The organism is Streptomyces sp. NPDC059828 (assembly GCF_042731955.1).
Classification (GTDB): domain Bacteria; phylum Actinomycetota; class Actinomycetes; order Streptomycetales; family Streptomycetaceae; genus Streptomyces.
The window spans coordinates 1-22,244 of the sequence record NZ_JBHWIW010000050.1 but is presented as its reverse complement, the minus strand read 5'-3'; the positions used below and the strand labels follow the sequence as shown (position 1 = coordinate 22,244).

Below are 22,244 nucleotides of genomic sequence, written 5' to 3'. Positions count from 1 at the left end.
ACCCCGGGCCCGGTCTTCATCGGCGATCGCCGGCCCGCGTCAGCGTGCGGGCGGCGGAAGCACGGTCGAATGCATGATCGGCACCCTATGCCGTGGTCACGTCCTCGGACAACCGCACTCCGGGGACGGCGTCCTCGGCCTCTTCGGCGCTCGGGGGAATTCCCGGGCCCACCCCACCGGCCACCGGCCCCGACGGGGCCTTCGGCGTCGACGACTGGGCGATCAGCGCGCCGGCCAGGACCACGGCCCCGCCCACGATCTGCGGCGCCGACAGATGCTGGCCCAGCAGGACCCATGCCAGGACGGTGGCGATGACCGCTTCGAGGCAGGCGACCACTCCCGCCACCTGCGGGGACAGCCTGCGGACCGAGACGACACCGGTGATGTACGCGAAAACGGTGGCGATCAGCACGATCCAGCCGAGGAGCAGCGCGGCGGGGACGGCGGCGCCGTCCATGCTCGCGTCGCCCGCGAGCACCGACCAGTCCATACCCCAGGGACGGGCGATGGCCGTGAGCACCAGGGCCCCGATGACCAGCCCGTACGCGATCACGCCGAGTGGATCGGGGGCGTCCTTGCCGTCGCCGCCCTGGTCGGACAGCACGAAGTAGCCGACCTGGCAGCAGGCCGCGCCGAGGGCCAGCAGGATGCCGATCGCATCGAACCCGAGCCCGGACCACACCTCGACGACACAGGCGAGGCCGCCGACGGCGAGGATCACCCCGACCGCCGCGGCCCGGGTGACCGGCCTGCGCTGGACGAAGCGGACCCAACCGAGGACCAGGGCGGGAGCGAGGTACTCGACGAGCAGGGCCACGCCGACGGGGATCCTGGAGAGCGCGGCGAAGTACAAGGCCTGGACGCCCGCGACGGCGAGCAGTCCATAGCCCGCGAGCAGTGCCGGCTTGCGTGTCAGCAGGTCGCGGTGACGCCAGGCGAGGGGAAGCATCACGAGCGCGGCGCCGGCCACTCGGAGCCAGACCACATGCAGCGGATCGAGCCCCGCGTCGATCAGCGGCTTGGCCGCCACTCCCGAACCACCGAACGCGAACGCCGAGGCCAGGGCGAGGCCCAGGCCGACGTTCCTTCCCTCCGACACGTGCATCGGCACATCATGACAGGGAAGGTCAGGAGCGTCACGGCCGTGACGCCTGTTGAGACAGCTCCGCGATCCGGACGTCGAGCAGCCCCGTGTCGATGCCCGCACGCCTGAGCACATCGACGGCGCGGCAGTCCCGGTCCGCGGCGATCGCGGCGAGCAGGTCAAGACCGGTGGCACGCGCTTCGCCGCGCCGGGCCGCACGCTCCAGGGCGACCTCCAAGGCCGCTGACGCCGAAGGCGACCAGCCCGCCGCCTCGACGTCACGCAGCACGGCGATCGCCCCCGAATCCTCGACCGAGCCCTGCCAGCGCAGCCCGTATCCGATGCTCCGCTGGACGAGATACCCGAGCACCCGGGCCGCCTGACCGGTGCCGTCGAAGACGGCGCGCGCCCCGGCGTCCTCTTCCATGAGGGAGTGCAGGAGGTGGGCGGTGTCGATCTGCCGGTCACCGTCCCGCAGCGCACGCCGACGGGCAGCCGCGACGACCGACGCCAGCTCCGCCGTGAGCCGTGAGTAGGTCGATGCGTTCAGGGGAGCAGGCTGACGCGGCGGGCGGGGGACGGGAAGGCGCACGATGACACCCCATCAGTCCGCCGGTGCCCGAGTCATCGACGCACGGGAGCATCTCGGCATCCCACGCAAGGTGGGCGGACCCGCTCGCATCTCCTCCTTGGGGAGGAGATGACCACAGGTCTGACTGTTCATCAGTATTGAATGTTCGAGGCCGCACGGCTACGTTCCGCGACACCGGTACCCGAGACGAAGGGGTGGCCCCATGGCCGAGGTCAGTGCAGAGGCACGCATCGATGCGCCCGCCGGGAAGGTCTGGGCCCAGCTGACGGACTTCACTTCGTACGGCCGCTGGAACGCCACCCACACGAGCTTCCCCCAGGGCGGCCCGCACACCCTGGAAACCGGCGCCACCTTCCCGGAGAACATGAAGCTCATGGGCTTTCCCGCCGAGGTGATGTGGACGGTGGCCGAACTGGAGCCGGAGCGGGTCCTCGCCATCACGGGCAAGGGCCCGATGGGAGTGACCGTCGGCACGCGTTACGCGCTCGTCCCCGACGGGGACGCTACGACCCTGCGCATCGAGGGGGAGTTCACGGGCGCCGCCGTCTCGCTGATGGCGGGCAAGCTCAAGGACTCGGCCACCGCCGCGCTCAACGAGTCCCTGCGGAAGCTGAGCGGGCTGGTCTCCTGAGCCGGCGCCCCGGGACGGACGCAGGGACCCCGCACCAGGCGGGGCCCCTGTCCCGGACTCCCGGGCATCCCGGGCCGCGACTCAGTGCTCGTCGGCCAGGATCAGATACAACTTCTTGCGGGCGTCGTTGATCACGGCGATCGCCTTCGTCCGCTGGTCGGCGGTACCGGTCTTCCAGACCTGGCCGAACGCCTCCATCAGACCCATGCCCGCCGCCCTTATCTCGTGCATGGCATCCCAGTCGATACCGCGGCCGGCATCCTCCCAGGGAGCGTCCGGGACCGACTCGGCCTCGGTACGCCCGGCATCGGTGAGCGTGAACAGCTTCTTGCCGCCGTCGCTCTCACTCGCGATCAGCCCCTCGTCCTCCAGCAGCTGGAGCGTGGGGTAGACCGAACCGGGACTGGGCTTCCACGCCCCGGCGCTGCGCTCGCCGATCTCCTGGATCATCTCGTAACCGTGCATCGGCCGGTCCTTCAGCAGCGCCAGGATCGAGGCGCGCACATCGCCGCGCCGGGCTCTCCCCCGGCCGCCGCCGCGGCCTCGGCCGCCCCAGGGCGGACCCCCGAAGCCGGGCCCGAAGGGACCGAAGGCAGCACGCCGCCCCTCGAAGTCACCCCGCTCGCGAGGGCCGGGCCCGTGATGGCCGGGCCCGCAGTTGCCGTGTCCTTGTGAGCGCATTGCTCTGCTCCCTCCATCGTGATCTATCTACGCGCCATCGTTGTACTGTCGCGATGCGTCGACGATATATCGGAATACTACGTCTGGCAATGCACACCGGGCAGCCACCGGGCCCATCAACCGGTCCACGGCCATCGGATTGGCCTTGGTCTGCGGGTTTGTCCGAGCCCTACCGTCGCGGGCATGCGGATACGAATCGTGGATGCCTTCGCCGACCGGCCCTTCACCGGCAACCCGGCCGGAGTGCTCCTGCTCGACACCCCGGCCTTCCCCGAAGACCCGTGGCTCCAGAACGTGGCGCGAGAGGTCAACCAGGCCGAGACGGCCTTCGCACACCGGCTGACGCCCGGCGGGCCGGCGGACTGGGCACTGCGCTGGTTCACCCCGGCGACCGAGGTCGACATGTGCGGCCATGCCACCCTCGCGACAGCCCATGTCCTGCACACCACCGGCGCGGCGACCGGCACCGTGCGCTTTCTCGCGCGCTGCGGGATCCTCACGGCGACGGCACGCGAAGACGGTGCGATCACCCTGGACTTCCCCGTCGCACCGCTCACCCGCACGGAGGCACCGGCAGGGCTCGCCGCAGCCCTGAACGCCACTCCGCTCGCGGTCCAGGACACCGGCGAGCACATCGGCGACCTGCTGGTGGAACTCACGGACGAGGCGGCCGTGCGGGATCTCTCGCCCGACCTCATGGCTCTGGCCCGGCACTCGGAGCGGGGGGTCATCGTCACCGCCCGGGCCGAAGACCCCGGCCGCGGCTACGACTTCGTCTCCAGAGGCTTCTTCCCGAACGTGGGAATCGACGAGGACCCGGTCACCGGTAGCGCCCACACCGCGCTCGCCCCGTACTGGTCCGACCGCCTCGGCCGCAGCGAGCTCGTCGGCCTCCAGGCGTCCGCCCGCTCCGGACGGGTGCACACCGCGCTGCGCGGCGGACGCGTCCTGCTCACCGGGCGCGCCGTGACCGTGATCGACGGGGAACTGCTCAGCTGTCCGTAGCGCGCCTGATCCCGGCGGGCGGCATCACGGCGTCGGCAGCCAGCCCACCTTGCCGGCAAGCAGCCCGTATCCGACGAACGCCACGATGTCGAGCAGCGCGTGCGCCACGACCAGCGGCCCGACCCGTCCCCAGCGTCGGTAGAGCAGCACGAAGAGGGCACCCATGACCATGTTGCCGATGAATCCGCCGATGCCCTGGTAGAGGTGGTACGAGCCGCGCAGCACGGAACTGGCCACGAGCGCCCCGACCGGAGACCACCCCAGCCGGTCCAGTCTGCGCAGCAGATAGCCGACGACGATCACTTCCTCCACCACGGCGTTCTGCACCGCGGAGAGGATGAGCACGGGGTACTTCCACCAGACCTCGGGCAGCGCCTCGGGCACCACGGTCAGATTGAACCCGACGGCTCTGGCGATCAGATAGAACGCCAGCCCGGCGCTACCGATCCCCGCTGCCACCAGCGCGCCCCGGCCGAGGTCGGGCCAGGGCCGGGTCCGGTCGAAGCCGATGACCCTGAGTCCCCCGGCGCCTTCCCGGAAGAGCAGATGGGCGACGAGCGCGACGGGCACTAGTGCGGTGGCGACACCGAAGAGCTGCCAGGCGAGATCGAGCCAGGGGCGCCCCGGGGCGTAGGAGCTGTTGAGCGTGGCGGCCTGGTCTTTCAGACCGCCCGGTTTCGTCAGCGCGCCGGTGAAGCTGATCAGCGAGGACAGCGCGCTGGCGCCGAGCGACAGCGCCAGGACGAGCAGCATCTCGGACCGCAGGGTCCTGGGCGACAAGCCCCCCTCGGGGAGCGATCCGGGCGCGCGTCCCGCCTCCGCCTGCACATCCGCCTCCTGTTGCCTCGTCCAGCGGATCACAGCTTGCCCGACGAGGGCGGCGCATACGAAGGCAGGGCCTCGGTAGCGGGGTCGGCCCGGTGACGTCGAGGGCTCAGCCCACCGACCAGGAGGGCCAGGTGTGCACCGGGTCACCCTGGTGCATCAGCTCGGCATAGCGGCGTGTCACGGCGGCGAGCGCGGCTTCCCGGCCGAGCCCCGACTCCACCGCCCGGTGGAAGGCGTCCACCTGCCAGGACGCGCCATTGACCTTGCGGCGGCAGCGGCCTTCGATGATCCCGAGGTAGAAGTCGCGGTCCGCGGCCTCCACGTTCCACGCCTCGAGCCCGGCTGCCGCGAGCGGCAGCAGTTCGTCCCGTACGAGCTTGACGGCCGGTACGCGCGTCATCCCGCCGCCACGGCCCGGCCGCGGCCACATCAATTCGGCGTCGATGCCGTGGCGGCAGGCCGTGTCGAAGTTCTCGGCGGCGACCTCGAACGGCATCCGGGTCCACACCGGACGGGATTCCTCGGCGAGCGAACGCACCATGCCGTAGTAGAAGGCTGCGTTCGCCACCACGTCGTTGACGGTCGGGCCGGCGGGCAGCACGCGGTTCTCCACCCGGAGGTGGGGTACGCCGTCGGCGAGCCCGTACACCGGGCGGTTCCAGCGGTAGACCGTGCCGTTGTGCAGCACGAGTTCCTGGAGGCGCGGGACTCCCCCGTCGTCGAGCACCCGCAGCGGATCCTCTTCGTCGCAGATCGGCAGCAGCGAGGGGAAAAAGCGCAGGTTCTCCTCGAAGAGTTCGTAGGCCGACTCGACCCAGCGCTCGCCGAACCAGGTCCGCGGCCTGACACCCTGCGCCTGAAGTTCGGGCGGGCGGGTGTCCGTGGCCTGCTGGAACAGCGGTGGCCGGGATTCGCGCCACAGCTCCTTACCGAAGAGGAAGGGCGCGTTGGCACCCACGGCGATCTGGACGGACGCGATGGCCTGCGCGGCGTTCCACACCTGGGCGAACCGGGCTGGCGTCACCTGGAGGTGGAGCTGCACGGAGGTGCAGGCGGACTCGGGCGCGATCGACGTCGATGTACAGCTGAGGCGCTCGACCCCGTCGATGTCGAGGGTGAAGTCCTCGCCCCGGGCCGCGACGATCTGGTCGTTCAGCAGGACGTACCGGTCCACGTCGGAAAGGTTGGCGGAGACCAGGTCATTGGGCTCGATGGTCGGGAGAATTCCGATCATCACGATGCCGGCGTCGAGCTCGGCAGCCTTGCGGTGGGCATATCCCAGGCTGGTGTGCAGCTCCTCGGCGAGCTGGTCGAAGACGCGCCCTTCGAGGCGGTGCGGGGCTATGTTGACCTCCAGATTGAACATTCCGAGTTCGGTCTGGAAATCACGGCTCGCTATCCGGTCGAGCACTTCGCCATTCCTCATGCGCGGCAGTCCGTCGGACCCGGCGAGATTCAGCTCGATCTCCAGGCCCATCAGATTCCTGGGCCGGTCGAACCTCTTCTCCGCCAGGAGCCTCCCCAGCCCCGCGAGGCACTGCTGGAGCTTCCTCCGGTACCTCTGGCGGTCCGACAGGTCAAACGTGCCTCCAACGACCTTCTCCCCCATCGAAGCACCCTTCCTCGAGTGGGCGGCCTGCGGCACAGGCCGTTCGCGTCACGGACGATAATGCCCAGACCGACTGATCTATAACGCCCCGCGGGCGATGACGGCGCGATAGTGTGGATGCGGCTTTCACGGGGCACATTCCGTCGGCATGAAGCAACGCGCAGTTACCCTCGTACGGGTGTAGCGCAGGTGTCGCGCAGATGTGGTGAGAATCGCCGATGAGATCCGGCCGACCACCGACGGAGCAGCTTCCCAGGTGACAGCGACGAGTTCACGAAAAGACCAGGAAGAACTCCCCCCGAAAAGGTCCTGATTCGACCTTGTCCGCAATATCGGGCAGCGCTAGCAGAAACACTGCGTGAACACACGTCGTATAAACTCGGCAAACGAGGCAGAGAGTTGGCGCCCGGGCATGGCCTTTCCAGCCCCCTCTGGCCCACGCTGACAGTGCCGTCCGCAACTGCCCTCGCATCACCGTGTCTCTTGAGTGAGAGGCGACCCACCATGCCGCTGCATGTCCCCCCGGCACCCACGCCTGCGCTGCGCAGCGTTCTCACGGCCCTCGGTTCCCCCGCCGCGGTCCGACAGGCTCCGACGCCCACCCTCCGCTCCGTCCAGGGAGCAGTGAGTGCCGAACTCCCCCTACCCGTCCATGTGCTGGACCAGGTCGTCCCCCGGCCCGGCCAGGCACCCCGCACGAGACTGGCGGGCTGGAGATTCCTCATCCGCGCCGGTGAGCGCTCCGTGGCCGCCGCCGACACGATGCTGACCCCGGACGGCTGGGCCTTCTCGCACTTCTTCGAAGGCCCCTACCTCGTCTCGACCGAACGGGCGCTGATCCAGGCGGAGGCCCTGACCGCCGACTACCAGCCCCGCTTGCTGTCCGTCCCCGAGCTCTACATGCTCACCCTGTGGCTGCACGGGGACACTGCGGCCGACGCATCGTCGGGCGCACCCGCACCCGACGATCTGCTGGTCCCTCTCGCACCGGCCCCACCGGGCATCGCCGCCCACCGCCCCCACCGGGCGGCCGAGCTGCTCCCGGTCCTCACCCTGCGGGCGACCCGTGCCCCGCTCCTGGGGTCCCCAGCCTGAGACACGACGGCCCACGACAACACGGTGCGGCCGCCCCGTGACCGACAGGTCACGGGGCGTTGTGCTGCGCCCGAGGGGGGAGTCCCGCATAGTCCGCACGTCGCGGACACATAGTCAGGACGGCTCTCTCGAACCATCCGAAGGGACGGTGCCCTTCGGTTGAACCGTCCGCGCGGGTGATACGTCATTAAGTGGGAAGACGAGCTGCCGTGAAATCCCTGCGGATCGACGCTCGTGGGGCAACACTGGGATCGGATCGGACCGACGAAAACGGGGGCGGTCATGAACACCGCATCGAGCCGCAGCACTCTCCTCACCACACCGCAGCGAAAGAACCCTTCCATGTGCCAGCACCAGCCAGCCTGTCCTTCAGCCGACTCTCCCGACCGGGACGCCGCCCGTCTCATGGCGCACCACCCGGAGCAGGGCTGGAGCCTGCTGTGCAACGGCGTCCTGCTGTTCGAGGACACCGGTGAGCTGCTCCCGGACGGGCAGATCATCGCCCCTCACCGGCCGCAGGCGGTCGCCACGGCAGCCTGAGGGATTCACTCAGGCGGGCACCACACGGACCCGAACGGCAGAGGGCCGGTTCGGAGAGACTCCGAACCGGCCCTCTGTGTGCCCGGCTGTGGGATCAGACGTCGTACTCGTCCATGGGCGGGCAGGAGCAGACCAGGTTGCGGTCACCGAAGGCGCCGTCGATCCGGCGCACCGGAGGCCAGTACTTGTCCGCTGCCTGGACACCGGCCGGGAAGACCGCCACTTCGCGGCTGTACGCGTGGTTCCACTCGCCGCCCAGGGCGGCGGCCGTGTGGGGGGCGTTGCGCAGCGGGTTGTCGTCGGCGGGCCACTCGCCCGAGGCGACCTTCTCGATCTCCGCACGGATCGCGATCATGGTGTCGCAGAACCGGTCGAGCTCGTTCAGGTCCTCGCTCTCCGTGGGCTCGATCATCAGCGTGCCGGCCACCGGGAACGACATGGTCGGCGCGTGGAAGCCGTAGTCGATGAGCCGCTTGGCGATGTCGTCGACGCTGACCCCGGTCGCCTTGGAGAGCGGCCGGAGATCCACGATGCACTCGTGCGCGACGAGTCCGGCCGGGCCCGTGTAGAGCACGGGGTAGTGCGGCTCAAGGCGCTTGGCGATGTAGTTGGCCGCGAGCACGGCGACCTGCGTCGCACGCTTCAGACCGTCGCCCCCCATCAGCCGAACGTAGGCCCAGGAGATCGGCAGGATTCCCGCCGAGCCCCACGGGGCGGCCGAGATCGGGCCGACGCCCGTCTCAGGCCCGGCGCTGGGCTGGAGCGGGTGGTTCGGCAGGTACGGGGCGAGGTGCTCACGCACGGCCACCGGACCGACACCGGGACCGCCACCGCCGTGCGGGATGCAGAAGGTCTTGTGCAGGTTGAGGTGCGAGACGTCGCCGCCGAACCGGCCGGGCTTGGCGAGGCCCACCAGGGCGTTGAGGTTGGCGCCGTCGACGTACACCTGGCCGCCCGCGTCGTGCACCTGCGCGCAGATGTCGGCGACGTGCTCCTCGAACACACCGTGCGTCGAGGGGTACGTGATCATGAGCACGGACAGCTCGTCCCGGTACTGCTCGATCTTGGCCCGCAGGTCCTCGACGTCGATCTCGCCGTCGTCGGCGGTCTTGACCACGACGACCTTCATGCCCGCCATGACCGCGCTGGCGGCGTTGGTGCCGTGCGCCGATGAGGGGATGAGGCAGACCGTGCGCTGCTCGTCGCCGTTGGCGCGGTGGTACGCACGCACGGCGAGCAGACCGGCGAGCTCACCCTGCGAGCCGGCGTTCGGCTGGATGGACACCTTGTCGTAGCCGGTCACCTCGGCGAGGCGCTCCTCCAGCTCGTGGATGAGCGTCACATAGCCCTCGGCCTGCTCGACCGGGGCGAAGGGGTGGATCTGGCCGAATTCCGGCCAGGTCACCGGCTCCATCTCGGTGGTCGCGTTCAGCTTCATGGTGCACGAGCCGAGCGGGATCATTCCGCGGTCCAGCGCGTAGTCACGGTCGGCGAGGCGGCGCAGGTAGCGCAGCATCGCGGTCTCGGAGCGGTGCTGGTGGAAGACCGGGTGGGTGAGGTAGTCGTCGGTGCGCAGCAGCCCGGCCGGGAGGGTGTCCTCGGCGGTCCTGTCAAGGGCTTCGATGTCGGCACCTTCGCCGTCGACGCCGAAGGCGGACCAGACCGCGGCGAGCTGGGCGCGCCCGGTGGTCTCGTCGCAGGAGACGGAGACGTGGTCTGCGTCGGCGAGGTGCAGGTTGACGCCGTTGTCACGGGCGGCGGCGACGATGTCCGCGGCCTTGCCCGGGACGCGGGCGGTCAGCGTGTCGAAGTACGCGTCGTGGACGAGCTCCACCCCGCCGGCGCGCAGACCCGCGGCCAGGATCGTGGCGTAGCGGTGGGTGCGGCGGGCGATCGTCCGCAGGCCGTCGGGACCGTGGTAGACGGCGTACATCCCGGCCATCACCGCCAGCAGCACCTGCGCGGTGCAGATGTTGCTGGTGGCCTTCTCGCGGCGGATGTGCTGCTCACGGGTCTGGAGCGCCAGGCGGTAGGCCCTGTTGCCGTCGGCGTCGACGGAGACGCCGACGAGGCGGCCGGGCAGGCTGCGGGCGTGCTTGTCCTGGACCGCCATGTAGCCGGCGTGGGGACCGCCGAAGCCCATCGGCACGCCGAAGCGCTGGGTGGTGCCGACGGCGATGTCCGCGCCGAGCGCGCCCGGGGAGGTGAGCAGGGTGAGCGCCAGAAGATCGGCGGCCACGGTGACGATCGCACCGAGCTCATGGGCCTGCTCCACGACCGGCTTGAGGTCACGGACGGCTCCGGAGGCTCCCGGGTACTGGAGCAGCACACCGAAGACGCCACCCTCGGCGACCTCCGACGGGATCCCGTCGCTCAGATCGGCGACGACGACCTCGACTCCGGTGGGCTCGGCGCGGGTCTCGATCACGGCGATGGTCTGCGGCAGGGTGTCGGCGTCGATCAGGAAGACGCCGCCCTTGACCTTGCCGACACGCCGGGACAGGGCCATGGCTTCGGCCGCCGCGGTGGCCTCGTCCAGCAGCGAGGCGCCGGAGGTGGGCAGACCGGTCAGCTCGGCGACCATCGTCTGGAAGTTGAGCAGGGCTTCGAGGCGGCCCTGTGAGATCTCGGGCTGGTAGGGCGTGTACGCCGTGTACCAGGCAGGGTTCTCCATGACATTGCGCAGGATCACCGGCGGGGTGAACGTGCCGTAGTAGCCGAGGCCGATCATCGGGGCGAGGACCTCGTTGCGGTCCGCGAGGCTGCGCAGCTCGGCCAGGACCTCGGGCTCGGTGCGGGCACCCGGCAGCCCGAGTGCCTCGGCACTCTTGATGACGTCCGGTACGGCGGCGGCGGTGAGCTCGTCGAGCGAGCCGTAGCCGACGTGCGCCAGCATCTTCGCCTGGGCCTCGGCATCGGGCCCTATGTGACGCTGCTCGAAGGGGATGCCCCGCTCCAGCTGGGCGAGCGGAGTGCGGTTGGCGGTCATGTGAGGCCTCCTGGTCGATACGACCTGCGAGGGGCACCGCGGCGCGGGTGCCCGGACGGCCTCCCCCTCTGTCATCTAACCTGAGAGCTTCACCGGTCCGCCCGCTCACTGGCATTCCGGTTTTCACCGTCGGTGAGAGCGGATGCCGTACGGCACCCGCTCTGCTTTCCAGAGTGACCTCGCCCGTGCGGTACAGGGGCCTGAGAGATTCCGGGGAGGATTTGCTCCTTCGGCGGCTCCGGTACCTGTCCGGAGCGCTCTCCCGCGCGGGGTCAACAGCCGTGTGCCAGCCTACCAGCGCGGACTTCACCGGAAAGGTCGAGTGGCCGACCCCACAAAAGTGCACTTTCGTAGTACTTACGGAGCAGTGCGACCATTTGGAGGGACCGTGCAGACCGATATCGATCCGCGCAGCCTGATAGGCCGCAAGGCGTTCGACCGTACCGGCACCAAGATCGGGACCGTGGACGAGGTGTACCTCGACGACGCCACCGGCGTCCCGGAGTGGGCGGCCGTGCGGACCGGCCTGTTCAGCAGGGACGCGTTCGTGCCGCTGGAACCCAGCGAGCTGGACACCGACGGACTGCACATCCCGTTCGAGCGGGCCCTGATCAAGGACGCACCGGACTTCGGCGTCGGCCGGCATCTCTCCCCCGAGCAGGAGCTCCAGCTGTACCACCACTACGGTCTCGACCTCCCCAGTCCTGCGGAGAACCCCGCTCCCGCGCCGCCGCCCGCGTCGACCGGCCGCTCGCAGGCACCAGGCGATTCGGGCGACCGCGACTTCGGTCAGCTGGCCGGTAACGACGACTGAGCCGGCTGCGCCGGCGTCCCGGCCGAGGGCGCTCCGTCCACGGCGGCGGACTCATGCATGACCAGCGGCAGTGGTTCCGACAGCTCGAGCTCGGGATCGTCGACGGGGAAGGTGCGCACCCGGCCGGGGACGGTCGACCAGGGCTCCTCGAAGCGGACCGTGACCCGTCCGACGCCGCTGCCCTGCACCCAGCCCGAGCCGTGGCGTGCGTGCCGGACGTCGTGTCCCGCGGGCCAGCGCCGTTCGGCGGGTAGGGCCGTCGGCGTCCGCTCGGGCTCCGGCTGCCCGCCGGTGCCGTGCCGGGGGCTCTCGTCCGCCGGACCCCCGCCGTCCCCGTCGCCGATGGCCTTCTCCCCGGCGGCCTGTGCGAACAGGTCCTCCTGGGTGTAGTCGGCGAGCCCGCTGACGCCCACGCCCAGCAGCCGAACCCCACCGGTCGTGTCCACCGCGTCCAGCAGGCGCGCGGCGGCCTCCCGCACCACGGACGGGTCGTCCGTGGGCCCCCGCAGGGTCTCCGACCTGGTGAGTGTCGAGAAGTCGAAGCGTCGCACCTTCAGCACGATGGTCCGTCCTGAGTGACGGGAGTCCCGCAGCCGCCTGACGCAGCGGTCGGCCAGGCGCTCCACTTCCGTTCTGATCCGCACCCTGTCGTGCAGATCGACGTCGAAGGTGTCCTCCACCGACACCGATTTCGCGTCACGCTCGGCCACCACGGGGCGGTCGTCATGCCCGAGGGCCATCCTGAACAGCGATGTGCCGTGCGCCTTCCCCAGCAGCCGTACGAGCTCGTCCTCACCGGCTTCGGCGAGGTCGTGGACCGTGGTCATCCCGGCACGCCGCAGGTGCTCGCCGGTCGCCGGACCGACACCGGGCAGGATCCGCACCGCCATGGGCGCCAGCAGCTCCCGTTCCGTCCCCGGTTCGATCAGCACCAGGCCGTCGGGCTTGGCCTGCTCCGACGCGATCTTCGCGAGCATCTTGGAGCCCGCGAGACCCACGGAGCCGCTCAGCCCCGTGACCGCCAGGATGTCCCTGCGCAGCCGCTGACCGGCCTCCCGGGCCGAACCGGAGTCCTCGGCCACCCCACCCGCCTCGAGGTCCACGAACGCCTCGTCCAGGCTCAGGGGCTCCACCAGCGGTGAGAGACGGGCGAGCAGTTCCATCACCTGCTCGCTGACCGACCGGTACAGCGAGAAGCGCGGGACGAGGTACGCGGCGTTCGGACAGAGGCGTCTCGCCTGGGCCATGGGCATCGCCGAGTGCACACCGAACCGTCTCGCCTCGTACGAAGCCGTGGCCACCACCCCGCGGGGCCCCAGCCCTCCCACGACCACCGGTTTTCCGCGCAGGCTGGGCTTCGCCGCCTGCTCGGCGGCGGCGAAGAACGCATCCATGTCCAGATGCAGGATCGTCGGGGCGGATCTCACATGTCCGATGCTGCCCTACGCCACTGACAATCGCCCGCACTCACGTGCGAGCCTCAGGTGCACCGGGCCGGTCAGACGGCCCGGTCGCGGCGGCGTCTGGCCAGCTCGTCCGCCGGGTGCTGCCCGACCAACGTCTCACCGGTGTCGACGCGCTCACCGTGAAGCTGCGACAGCGCCGCTTCGACATCCCGCCACACCACACCCACGGCGATCCCGAAGATCCCCTGGCCGCCCTGGAGCAGGTCGACCACCTCGTCAGGCGATGAGCACTCGTAGACGGTCGCCCCGTCGCTCATCAGCGTCATCCGCTCGAGGTCGGCGAACCCGCGCGCCCGCAGGTGCTGTACGGCGGCACGGATGTTCTGCAAGGCGACACCGGTGTCCAGGAAGCGCTTCACGACCTTGAGAACGACCACGTCGCGGAAGCTGTAGAGACGCTGCGTGCCAGAGCCGTACGCCGCCCGCACACTCGGCTCCACCAGGCCGGTACGCGCCCAGTAGTCGAGCTGCCGGTAGGTGATACCCGCGGCGGCACAGGCGGTCGGCCCCCGATAGCCGATGGCCTCGGACGTGGCGTCATGTGCCGCGTTCATGTGAAGCGGATACGGCCCGCCGTGCCCCGGACCGAGTCCGAGGGGTCCCCCTGCCGCACCGTCGCCGCTGGTTCTCACGCCGACCTCCGTCCTTGACCTGCCAACTCGACGGTAGGCAGTCGCCCGGGGCGCGTCAACGATCGCCACACTCGGCACGCCGAGTGATAATCACCCGGAGAGTGGTTTTCCATGGCCCCTCACCGGGAATCGATGCGCGAACGCACGCGTCGATCCGGATCAGTGACCGCTACCGACTCACTGGCTGCTGGATCCGAAGTCCTCGGGTGAGATCTGATCGAGGAACTCGCGGAACTTCTCCACCTCGTCCTCCTGCTCGTCCGGGATCGCGATGCCCGCGTCGTCCAGCACACCATCACTGCCGTAGATCGGCGTGCCGGTGCGCAGCGCGAGAGCTATGGCGTCGGACGGCCTCGCACTCACCTCGACCCCGCTGGCGAAGACCAGCTCGGCGTAGAACACGCCTTCCCGCAGGTCGGTGATGCGGACCTCGGTGAGCTCCTGCCCGACCGCCTCCAGCACGTCCTTGAAGAGGTCGTGGGTCAGCGGCCTGGCGGGGGCCATCCCCTGCTGCGCGAAGGCGATCGCGGTCGCCTCCCCGGGGCCGATCCAAATGGGGAGGTAACGGTCGCCTCCCACTTCACGCAGGAGCACGATCGGCTGGTTGGAGGGCATTTCCACCCGGACACCCACAACATCGAGCTCGTTCACACAGCAACCCTAGGACGTGCCCGGCAGGTTTGGGTAGTCGGGTTCCCCCAAGATCAGCCGGAGCTCAGCACAACCTGACACCCAAAGCGGTCTGCACCAGAGCCGCATGCAGCCTGACGGAGAGGTCCGCGAGCTCCTTGGTGGTGGCCTCCGCATGAGCCCTGGTCTGAGGGTTGCGATGCCTCCGCAGCGGTGCGACCACTTGTTCGACCAGCCCGGCCTCACGGTCCGCAGCGGCTTTCATCGCCCGAAGGTGCCGCGGCTCCAGACCGAAACGGCCCATGTGCGCCACCAGCTTGGCCACCGTCACGGACTGGGCGTCATAACCCCCGTCCGCCGCGGGAGTGATAAGCCCGTACGACTCCCAGATGGCGAGCTCGTCCTCGCTGACCTCGGCGGCCGCCAGCAACTCGGTCCGGCCCACCCGGGTGGCGGTCGGCCCGTCGCACTCCGCGCCCGGGTCGTACGGATCACCCGGCGCGCCCGGGTGCCGCGGAGCCGGCTGCTCCCCTCGGGCCAGAGCATCGAGCTGCTCCCTGATGACCTTGAGCGGAAGATAGTGGTCCCGCTGCATCCGCAGGACCTGGGCGAGCCGCTCGACATCTTCCGGGCTGAACTTGCGATAGCCCGAAGCGGTGCGCTGCGGCTCGACCAGACCCTCGCTCTCCAGGAAGCGGATCTTGGAGATGGTGACGTCGGGGAACTCGTCCCGCAGCTGGTTCAGCACCGAACCGATGCTGACCAGCCGGTCGCCACCGGCGGTGCCGCGCGCGGCACCGCCCGTCGGTGTTGTTCGCAGCATGGACCTTCCCTGAAGGGTCACACGCCCCGCTGGCTCGAGTAGAAGACCAGCCGGTACTTGCCGATCTGGACCTCGTCACCATTCGACAGCAGGACCGAGTCGATGGGCTCCCTGTTGACGTAGGTGCCGTTCAGGCTGCCGACGTCGGTGACGGTGAAGCTGCCGTCGGGCGTCCTGCGGAACTCCACATGGCGCCGGGACACGGTGAAGTCGTCGAGGAAGATGTCGCTCTGCGGGTGCCGGCCCGCCGTGGTGAGCTCACCGTCCAGGAGAAAGCGGCTGCCGGAGTTCGGCCCACGCCGCACCACCAGCAGCGCCGAGCCCACAGGCAGCGCGTCGACCGCAGCCTGCGCCTCGGGTGAGAGCGAGGGAACGGCGGTCTGGCCCGTCACCTCGGCGTCGTAGGCCTCCAGACCCGAGATGGAGATGGTCGACGTGGTCTCCGCCGCTCGCTCCGCCTGCGCCCCGGCCCGCAGCGGCGCGCCGCAGTTCGAGCAGAAACGGCTGGTCTCGGCGTTGCGGTGCCCGCACCGCGTACATACCGGCATGGACGAATCCTCCTGCCGCGGCTGCCCCGCGGGGGCCTGTGAAGCGTACGGGTCCGAGGCAAACCCTCCACCCGCACTTGAGGTTGACGGTTCTCCGAAACCTATGGGGCCGGGACCGGCAGGGTCAACAGCAGACGCGCCCTGGCCGCCCGGAATGTCACCGGCATCGCCGGAGACCTCGTCACGGAACAGCGGTCGCTCGCCCCCCTGCTCCGCCTCCTGGCCACGGCGCGGTCCGCGATGACGGGCGGAGCCGCTGTCCTCGCGTGCGCTCTTGCCGAACAACTTCCCAAACAACTTCACGGGCGATTCCCCTTGACCGAAACAGACCCGCCCGTAAGGCAGGAATCCTGATTGACCACACCTGCCGACCCGGACAACTTCACAACGTCCGTACCCTCCGGACAGTTTCCACCACTCAGCACCCTTACGATGCGTCGACCCCCCGCAACCTCATGCCCTTGTCCGGTCTCCCCATGCTCTCTGGTCTCATGGAGAAGACGACTGAGCGTAGTCAGGCCGTTCCACCGGTCGCAAGGCGTCCACAACGATCTTCTCCGACCGGGTCACCGTAGCCGTGGCCTGCTCCTTTTCCAGGGTCTGCACCACGCCTCCGGGGATGTGCAGCGCCGGTTCAAGATCCTGCGGCTTGCCGATGACCTTGAACTCGTACGGAGCGCTGACCTGCTTCCCGTCGATCCGGATGTCGCCGCCACTGCCGGAGAAGTACGTGTTGGCGACCACCCGGACATCGTTGATCTGAATGGCCTCGGCACCCGCCGCCCGCAGCTCCTGGATGGCATCCAGCAGCATGTCCGGCTCGACGGCTCCGGCATTGTCGATCGTCAGGGTGATGCCCGGCCCCTCGGCCTTCACCGTTCCGGCGAGAATGCCCAGCTGACGCTCCTTTTCCTGGGTCTGCCGACGCGCCTCTTCGGCCTGGTCCGAGCTGGTCTCGAGCTCGGTCCGCTGATCCTCGAGACGCTGCTTCTCATCTTCCAGACGCTCAGTACGGTCATCGAGTTCATCGAGGATGCGGACGAGATCTTCCTGGCGCGCACCGCGCAGTGCGCTGTTGTCGCTCGTGGACTGGACCTGGATGGCGAGACCGAGCCCGAGGACGAACAACAGCAGGGCGACCACGAGTTGGGCGCGCGTGACACGCGGCGGCCACAATCCGGCGATCAGCCGCTGACGGCCGGTCACCGGCTCGGCGTCCGGCGCACCCGGCTCCTGGGCGCCCCTGGGCTGGTCAGCGCCCAGGGGCTCGTCGGCCCCCGGCGCCCTCACCGGCTCGCGGACCTGCGCGGGCTCAGCCACGTACTCGGGCTTGCCCGCACTCCCGGCGCTCTCAGAGCCCTCGGCGTGCGCAGCGCTTCCGGTCCCGTCCGCCTTCTCAGGGTTCTCAGGAATCTCTGGGTTCATCCGCTCGTGCTCCTGCATCGGTCTCACGCCCGGAACACATGGCGACGGATGGCAGCCGCGTTGGAGAAGATCCGGATGCCCAGCACGACCACGACGCCCGTCGACAGCTGCGCCCCGACGCCCAGCTTGTCGCCGAGGAACACGATCAGAGCGGCGACCACCACATTGGACAGGAACGAGACCACGAAGACCTTGTCGACGAAGATCCCGTCGAGCATGGCCCGCAGACCCCCGAACACCGCGTCCAGGGCCGCGACCACGGCGATCGGAAGGTAGGGCTCGACCACCGCCGGCACTTCGGGACGGAGCAACAGCCCCGCCACGACTCCCACCACGAGGCCCAGTACGGCGATCACGATCTGCCCTTCCCTGTCTCTGTCTCTTCCTTGCCCGGACCCCTGCCCGCCTGGGCATCGGCGGTCCTCGGCTGTGCGGTACGTACGATCAGGCTCGGCGCGGCAGGCAGACGCACCTCTTCCTGGGGAGAGATGCTGCTGCGGATCCCGAAGTTCTCTTCCAGCGCGTGCAGGTACTGGCCGTCGGCACTGTCCTGGAACACTGTGCTCAGCTTCTTCGCATCCCCCACCGCGAGGACGGTGTAGGGCGGCACCAGCGGTTTGTTGTCGACCAGTATGGCGTCACCCGCCGCACGGATCGCCGACAGAGCCGTCAGCCGCTGCCCGTTGATCGCGACGGCTTCCGCGCCCGACTCCCACAGACCGTTCACGACGCGCTGCATGTCCCGGTCGCGCACCCGGCCGGTGTCGGAGAAGCCCGCGCTCTCACGAGGACCACCGCCACCGGTCTCCGTGCCCTTGGCGTCGTCCACCACCAGTTTGACGCCGGAGCCGTGCACCTCCGTGTCCCCCGAGAGCAGCGTGACCAGCTCTGCCTTGTCCCCGCCGTGCTTCTCCAGCGCCTTGCGCTGCCGCTCCCCCACCTCGTCACGGAGACGGTCGACATCGGCCTCGAGCTTGTCGGCCGCTGACGTCTCGGCGTCGATGCGGTCGATGAGCTCCTCGCGCTCCTTCGCCACCACCGGTGCCGATATCCGCGCCTGCGCCGCACCCAGCGTCACCACCAGAGCGGCCAGCACCAGCCCGGCGGCGAGCCCCAGCTTCGCCCGCAAGGTCCTCGGCAGGCCCCCGCCTTCCGCGTTCCTCCGAGCCGCCGCCTCCGCGTAGCCGTCGTCCAGGCTGTGGTCCATGACATTGGTCAGCAGCGACATGGACGCATCGGGACGTGACGGCGGTGAGGCGGTGCTCCGAACGGGGGGCTGCTGCGGCATGCCGCACATCGTCGCACGTCGCTCCCGCTACCGCCGAATGGCCCCACCGATGCGCCGGAAGGCGGACCTGCCGCCTCCCGGCGCACCACCGTGCCCGAGGGTTTGGCCGCGGTTCAGCTACCAGCGCTCTCCACGACGCGGGACCACTCGTCGAGTAGCGCCTGAGCGGACGCGTCATCGGGGCCTTCGGCCCACAGATGGGTGACGGCTTCCGCCGGGTCGGGCAGCACCATGACCCAGCGGCCGTCCGATTCGACCACCCGCACCCCGTCGGTGGTGTCGACGGAGCGGTCTCCGGCAGCCTCGACCACCCTGCGCATCACGAGGCCCTTCACCGCCCATGGAGTCGCCAGATCGCGCTTCAGCACGTGCGCCCGCGGAATCCGGGCGTCGATCTGGCTGAGGGTGAGCTGAGTGCGGGCAACCAGCCCGAGGAGCCGGACGAAGGCAGCGGTGCCGTCGAAGACACTGCTGAACTCGGGAATAATGAAGCCGCCGCGGCCGTCCCCACCGAAGATCGTGGAGTCCTCCCGGCAGACCCGGGTGAGATCGTCGGGCGAAGTCGTCGTCCAGTCGACCTGCGTCCCGTGGTACGCGGCCACCTGCTCGGCGATACGCGTCGTGGTCACCGGCAGCGCGACCCTCCCGCTACGCCGTTCCGCGGCGACGAGGTCGAGCATCACCAGCAGTGCCCGGTCGTCCTCCACGATCCGGCCGCGCTCGTCGACGAGCGAGAGCCGTTCGCCCACGGTGTCGAAGCGCACCCCGAAAGCCGCCCTGGCCGAGGCCACGATCTCACCGAGCCGCACCAGTCCTCTCCGGCGCGCATCGGTGGTCTCGGTGGGACGCGACTCGTCCAGCCCGGGATTGATCGTCAGCGCGTCCACACCGAGCCGCCCGAGGAGGCTGGGGAGAACGAGTCCCGCGCTGCCGTTCGACGCGTCCACGACGACCTTCAGCCCCGCGTCCGAGATTCCGCTCGTATCGACCTGCCGCAACAGCGTTCCCGTGTACGAGTCGAAGACGCTGGCCGGAAAGGACAGGTCGCCGATCTCACCGGGGAAGGCCCTGCGGTACTCCTGGCGCGCATAGACCCGGTCCAGCTTGCGCTGCCCGGCCTGGGACAGATCCGCTCCGCGCTCGTCGAAGAACATGATGTCGACCGAGTCGGGCACCCCCGGCGAAGTACGGATCATGATTCCGCCGGCGCTGCCTCGCGCCGTCATCTGGCGCGCCACCGGCAGCGGCACGTTCTCGAGGTCCCGTACGTCGATGGCACTGGCCTGGAGCGCCGAGATCACGGCACGTTTGAGCGCCCGTGCTCCGCGGGAGTGGTCGCGCGCCGTGGTGACGGTCGCGCCCTTCTTCAGCGTGGTGGCGTATGCGCCCGCAAGCCGTACCGCCAGCTCCGGGGTGATCTCCACGTTGAGGATCCCGGAGACGCCCCGGGCCCCGAAGAGGTGCGCCTGGCCGCGCGACTCCCAGATGACCGAGGTGTTGACGAACGCACCCGCCTCGATCGTCTTGAACGGATACACGCGCACATTGCCCTGAACAATCGATTCCTCACCGATCAGGCACTCGTCCCCGATCACCGCGCCGTCCTCGATGCGCGCCGCCCGCATGATGTCGGTGTTCTTGCCGATCACACAGCCGCGCAGGTTGCTGTGCTGCCCGATGTAGACGTTGTCGTGGATGACGGCGCGATGGAGGAAGGCACCGCCCTTGACCACCACGTTGGAGCCGACGACGGTGTGCTCGCGGATCTCCACGTCCGCTTCCACCTTGGCGTAGTCCCCGACGTACAGCGGCCCGCGCAGGACCGCGTCCGGGTGCACCTCGGCCCCTTCGGCGACCCACACCCCGGGAGAGATCTCGAAACCGTCGATCTCCACGTCGACCTTGCCCTCGAGAACGTCGGCCTGCGCCTTCACATAGCTCTCGTGGGTGCCGACGTCCTCCCAGTAGCCGTCGGCGATATAGCCGTAGATCGGCTTGCCTTCCTTCATGAGCTGAGGGAAGACATCGCCGGACCAGTCCACGGAGACATCGGCTTCGACATAGTCGAACACCTCCGGCTCCATGACATAGATACCGGTGTTCACCGTGTCGGAGAAGACCTGCCCCCAAGTGGGCTTCTCGAGAAAACGCTCGACCTTTCCGTGCTCGTCCACGATGGTGATGCCGAATTCCAGAGGATTCGGCACGCGCGTCAGACACACCGTGACCATCGCGCCCTTTTCCTTGTGGAAGGCGATGAGGTCGGTCAGGTCGAAGTCGGTGAGAGCGTCCCCGGAGATCACGAGGAACGCGTCGTCCTTCAGTGCGTCCTCGGCGTTCTTGACGCTCCCAGCTGTGCCGAGCGGCTTCTCCTCGTGGGCGTAGGTGAGGTCCATCCCCAGCTCTTCGCCGTCGCCGAAATAGTTCTTGACGAGGGACGCGAGGAACTGGACGGTCACGACCGTCTCATTGAGTCCGTGCCGCTTCAGCAGACGCAGCACATGCTCCATGATCGGCCTGTTCACCACCGGCAGGAGTGGCTTGGGCATGCTTGAGGTCATGGGGCGAAGTCGTGTTCCTTCGCCACCAGCCATCACGACGGCCTTCATGTCGGAAGCGTCCTCCTTGAAGAGACGACGGTCCAGCCGACTTCACCCATCCGGGCAGGCCCCTGTTGGTCTTGTACGGGCCGGCGCGATTCTGCACGACTCCGGGCAGATGGCTCAATCGGCCACGCGATCCGCCTTGACGAGTCGGCGGACCTGGACCACGTAGAGGATCCCTGCCCACCAATACAGAGTTGTACCCCATCCAGCGAACGCCCATCCGAAAATCTGGGCAACTGATGCAAGCCACCCGTTTCCGTCACTCAGGAGGAGCAACGGGAAGGCATACATCAGGTTGAAGGTTGCAGCTTTGCCGAGGAAGTTCACCTGCGGCGGGGGATAGCCGTGCCGGCGGAGGATTGCCACCATCACAAGCAGCATCGCCTCACGAGCCAGGAGGACCGCGGTGAGCCAGAGCGGCAGGATCCCGCGCCATGTGAGGCCCAGGAGGGTGGAAAGAATGTAGAGCCGGTCAGCGGCGGGGTCGAGGATGCGTCCGAGGCTGCTGATCTGGTTCCAGCGACGGGCGAGCTTTCCGTCGAGATAGTCACTGACGCCGCTGAGCGCGAGCACCAGCAGCGCCCACCCATCGGACTTCGGCCCGCCGAACTCGGGCAGGAGGATCAGCCACAGGAACAGCGGCACACCGAGGAGGCGCGCCATGCTGAGGATGTTGGGGATGGTGAGCACCCGGTCCGTCTGAACGCGGGTCTCCTGGACCTCCACCCGGGGGCCTCCTGTGGGGAACGTGGAACGTGCCGATGATGCCCCCTGACCTTACCTTCAGGCCTCAGGGGGTCGTACAGAGGGGGTAACGCAAAAAAGCCGTGGCCCCGGATCGAAATCCGAGGCCACGGCTGAAGAATTGTTCGGCGGTGTCCTACTCTCCCACAGGGTCCCCCCTGCAGTACCATCGGCGCTGAAAGGCTTAGCTTCCGGGTTCGAAATGTAACCGGGC

The 22,244-nt window shown here is 69.0% G+C and carries 21 protein-coding genes, 1 rRNA gene and 1 riboswitch; of the genes, 5 read left to right on the top strand and 17 right to left on the bottom strand.

Features of this window, described 5'->3' with window-relative positions; all coding sequences use genetic code 11:
* Nucleotides 1-85: 85 nt before the first annotated feature.
* Nucleotides 86-1,105 (bottom strand): DMT family transporter, encoded by a 1,020-nt coding sequence (locus ACFV6V_RS25585; RefSeq protein ID WP_385569211.1) that lies wholly within the window; start codon nt 1,103-1,105, stop codon nt 86-88.
* A 31-nt stretch (nt 1,106-1,136) separates the two neighbouring features.
* On the bottom strand, nt 1,137-1,676 hold the full coding sequence (locus tag ACFV6V_RS25580) for a Clp protease N-terminal domain-containing protein (protein WP_385569208.1): 540 nt from the start codon (nt 1,674-1,676) through the stop codon (nt 1,137-1,139).
* Between the two features lie 202 nt (nt 1,677-1,878).
* Between ACFV6V_RS25580 and ACFV6V_RS25575 the strand changes: the two genes are divergently transcribed.
* Nucleotides 1,879-2,307, top strand: a complete 429-nt coding sequence (locus ACFV6V_RS25575; RefSeq protein ID WP_385569205.1) for an SRPBCC family protein — start codon at nt 1,879-1,881, stop codon at nt 2,305-2,307.
* A gap of 81 nt (nt 2,308-2,388) precedes the next feature.
* Here the strand turns inward: ACFV6V_RS25575 and ACFV6V_RS25570 are convergent, their stop codons facing one another.
* The gene (locus ACFV6V_RS25570; protein WP_385569203.1) at nt 2,389-2,988 is read right to left on the bottom strand and encodes a PadR family transcriptional regulator; all 600 of its coding nucleotides are present in this window, start codon (nt 2,986-2,988) and stop codon (nt 2,389-2,391) included.
* A gap of 183 nt (nt 2,989-3,171) precedes the next feature.
* Here ACFV6V_RS25570 and ACFV6V_RS25565 point away from each other — a divergent pair, with 183 nt between their 5' ends.
* Nucleotides 3,172-3,993, top strand: coding sequence for a PhzF family phenazine biosynthesis protein (locus ACFV6V_RS25565; RefSeq protein ID WP_385569201.1), 822 nt, complete (start codon nt 3,172-3,174; stop codon nt 3,991-3,993).
* Nucleotides 3,994-4,017: 24 nt separating this feature from the next.
* On the opposite strand, the gene ACFV6V_RS25560 is transcribed toward ACFV6V_RS25565, so the two are convergent.
* Together ACFV6V_RS25560 and ACFV6V_RS25555 are read right to left on the bottom strand one after the other, a co-directional pair.
* Nucleotides 4,018-4,821, bottom strand: coding sequence for a CPBP family intramembrane glutamic endopeptidase (locus tag ACFV6V_RS25560; protein ID WP_385569198.1), 804 nt, complete (start codon nt 4,819-4,821; stop codon nt 4,018-4,020).
* A 106-nt stretch (nt 4,822-4,927) separates the two neighbouring features.
* Complete coding sequence (locus ACFV6V_RS25555) at nt 4,928-6,430, bottom strand: glutamate--cysteine ligase (protein ID WP_385569195.1); 1,503 nt, start codon at nt 6,428-6,430, stop codon at nt 4,928-4,930.
* Between the two features lie 504 nt (nt 6,431-6,934).
* Between ACFV6V_RS25555 and ACFV6V_RS25550 the strand changes: the two genes are divergently transcribed.
* Nucleotides 6,935-7,525, top strand: a complete 591-nt coding sequence (locus ACFV6V_RS25550; protein ID WP_385569193.1) for a hypothetical protein — start codon at nt 6,935-6,937, stop codon at nt 7,523-7,525.
* Nucleotides 7,526-7,867: 342 nt separating this feature from the next.
* Complete coding sequence (locus ACFV6V_RS25545; RefSeq protein ID WP_385569190.1) at nt 7,868-8,065, top strand: DUF5999 family protein; 198 nt, start codon at nt 7,868-7,870, stop codon at nt 8,063-8,065.
* Nucleotides 8,066-8,159: 94 nt separating this feature from the next.
* Here the strand turns inward: ACFV6V_RS25545 and gcvP are convergent, their stop codons facing one another.
* Nucleotides 8,160-11,054 (bottom strand): aminomethyl-transferring glycine dehydrogenase, encoded by a 2,895-nt coding sequence (gene gcvP / locus ACFV6V_RS25540; RefSeq protein WP_385569188.1) that lies wholly within the window; start codon nt 11,052-11,054, stop codon nt 8,160-8,162.
* Nucleotides 11,055-11,232: 178 nt separating this feature from the next.
* Nucleotides 11,233-11,329: riboswitch (glycine riboswitch) on the bottom strand.
* A gap of 113 nt (nt 11,330-11,442) precedes the next feature.
* Here gcvP and ACFV6V_RS25535 point away from each other — a divergent pair.
* Entirely contained in the window at nt 11,443-11,868 is a 426-nt protein-coding gene (locus ACFV6V_RS25535; protein WP_385569185.1) for a PRC-barrel domain-containing protein, read from the top strand.
* Here the strand turns inward: ACFV6V_RS25535 and ACFV6V_RS25530 are convergent.
* The 11 genes from ACFV6V_RS25530 to rrf all read right to left on the bottom strand — a co-directional run.
* Nucleotides 11,844-13,295 carry a DNA polymerase IV gene (locus ACFV6V_RS25530; RefSeq protein ID WP_385569184.1) on the bottom strand — a complete coding sequence of 484 codons (1,452 nt, stop codon included), beginning with the start codon at nt 13,293-13,295 and terminating at the stop codon, nt 11,844-11,846. The genes ACFV6V_RS25535 and ACFV6V_RS25530 overlap by 25 nt on opposite strands.
* A 71-nt stretch (nt 13,296-13,366) precedes the next feature.
* Complete coding sequence (locus tag ACFV6V_RS25525; protein WP_385569181.1) at nt 13,367-13,966, bottom strand: MerR family transcriptional regulator; 600 nt, start codon at nt 13,964-13,966, stop codon at nt 13,367-13,369.
* A 177-nt stretch (nt 13,967-14,143) separates the two neighbouring features.
* Nucleotides 14,144-14,617: a bifunctional nuclease family protein gene (locus ACFV6V_RS25520; RefSeq protein ID WP_026281837.1), complete on the bottom strand. Its 474-nt coding sequence runs from the start codon at nt 14,615-14,617 to the stop codon at nt 14,144-14,146.
* A 64-nt stretch (nt 14,618-14,681) separates the two neighbouring features.
* A complete protein-coding gene (locus ACFV6V_RS25515; RefSeq protein ID WP_385569179.1) occupies nt 14,682-15,419 on the bottom strand; it encodes a MerR family transcriptional regulator in 738 nt (245 codons plus the stop codon).
* A gap of 17 nt (nt 15,420-15,436) precedes the next feature.
* Nucleotides 15,437-16,375 (bottom strand): FHA domain-containing protein, encoded by a 939-nt coding sequence (locus ACFV6V_RS25510; protein ID WP_385569296.1) that lies wholly within the window; start codon nt 16,373-16,375, stop codon nt 15,437-15,439.
* A gap of 81 nt (nt 16,376-16,456) precedes the next feature.
* Nucleotides 16,457-17,410, bottom strand: coding sequence for a DUF881 domain-containing protein (locus ACFV6V_RS25505; RefSeq protein WP_385569293.1), 954 nt, complete (start codon nt 17,408-17,410; stop codon nt 16,457-16,459).
* A gap of 5 nt (nt 17,411-17,415) precedes the next feature.
* Nucleotides 17,416-17,748, bottom strand: coding sequence for a small basic family protein (locus ACFV6V_RS25500; RefSeq protein ID WP_242332811.1), 333 nt, complete (start codon nt 17,746-17,748; stop codon nt 17,416-17,418).
* Nucleotides 17,745-18,680 carry a DUF881 domain-containing protein gene (locus ACFV6V_RS25495; RefSeq protein ID WP_385569176.1) on the bottom strand — a complete coding sequence of 312 codons (936 nt, stop codon included), beginning with the start codon at nt 18,678-18,680 and terminating at the stop codon, nt 17,745-17,747. The genes ACFV6V_RS25500 and ACFV6V_RS25495 overlap by 4 nt, the downstream gene beginning before the upstream one ends.
* Nucleotides 18,681-18,793: 113 nt before the next feature.
* Entirely contained in the window at nt 18,794-21,289 is a 2,496-nt protein-coding gene (locus tag ACFV6V_RS25490; RefSeq protein ID WP_385569174.1) for a sugar phosphate nucleotidyltransferase, read from the bottom strand.
* 114 nt (nt 21,290-21,403) lie between these two features.
* Entirely contained in the window at nt 21,404-22,012 is a 609-nt protein-coding gene (locus ACFV6V_RS25485) for a CDP-alcohol phosphatidyltransferase family protein (protein WP_385569172.1), read from the bottom strand.
* A gap of 141 nt (nt 22,013-22,153) precedes the next feature.
* Nucleotides 22,154-22,244, bottom strand: a 5S ribosomal RNA gene (gene rrf / locus ACFV6V_RS25480); the annotation flags it as partial.